Origin of the sequence: Kineococcus indalonis (assembly GCF_009906395.1) — a bacterium.
In the GTDB taxonomy this organism is placed as follows: domain Bacteria; phylum Actinomycetota; class Actinomycetes; order Actinomycetales; family Kineococcaceae; genus Kineococcus; species Kineococcus indalonis.
The window spans coordinates 692-1,591 of sequence record NZ_JAAALM010000703.1 but is presented as its reverse complement, the minus strand read 5'-3'; the positions used below and the strand labels follow the sequence as shown (position 1 = coordinate 1,591).

Annotated in this window: 1 protein-coding gene; it reads left to right on the top strand. The window is 75.9% G+C overall.

Going from position 1 to position 900, the window contains the following annotated elements; genetic code table 11:
* Positions 1-26: 26 nt before the first annotated feature.
* On the top strand, positions 27-833 hold the full coding sequence (locus GTR00_RS20435; protein ID WP_166613363.1) for a formate/nitrite transporter family protein: 807 nt from the start codon (positions 27-29) through the stop codon (positions 831-833).
* Positions 834-900: the final 67 nt, after the last annotated feature.

Below are 900 nucleotides of genomic sequence, written 5' to 3'. Positions count from 1 at the left end.
GCCCCGCACGGACCCGAGGAGCCCTCGTGAACGACCGCCCCGCCTCCCCCACGGCCGCTCCGGAGCGTCCCGAGCCCGAGTCCGAGGAGGCGTTCGACCGGCTCGTCAGCGAGGGGCGCGACCGCCTCGCCCGGCCGTTCCTGCCCCTGCTGAGCGTCGGGCTGCTCGGCGGCACCGACGTCAGCACGGGCGTCCTGGCGTACCTGCTGGTGCTCGGCGCCACCGGCAGCCACCTGGTCGCGGGCCTGGCGTTCTCGATCGGCTTCGTGGCCCTGCTGCTGGCCCGCAGCGAGCTGTTCACGGAGAACTTCCTCGTCCCCGTCATGGCCGTCGTGGCCCGGGACGGCTCCGTCGGGGCCCTGCTGCGGCTGTGGGCGGTCACGCTGGTCGCCAACCTCGCCAGCGGGTGGGTGCTGATGTGGCTGGTGGTGCAGGGCCTGCCCGGGCTGCGGGCGACGGCGGTCGAGTCCGGCACGCACTACGCCACGCTCCCGATCGGCCTGGAGTCCTTCTGCCTGGCGGTGCTCGCCGGTGCCGTGATCACCCTGATGACGCGCATGCAGCACGGCACCGAGAGCACCGGGGTGCGCCTCGTGCCCGCCGTGCTCTTCGGCGCCCTGCTCGCCGGCGGGCAGCTGTTCCACTCCGTGCTGGACTCGCTGCTGGTGTTCGCCGCGATCCACGCCGGCGCCGACGTCGGCTACCTGGACTGGCTGCCCCGCCTGGGCTGGTCCGCGCTGGGCAACCTGACCGGCGGGCTGGTGCTGGTGACGGCCGTGCGGCTGCTGCGGGTGCCGCACCGGGTGGCCGAGGCGCGGCGCGAGGACGGCTGAGCCGGCACCCGCGCCCGGTGCGGCCGTCCGCCGCCCGGCGCGGCGGGCGGCGGCTACGATCGGCGTG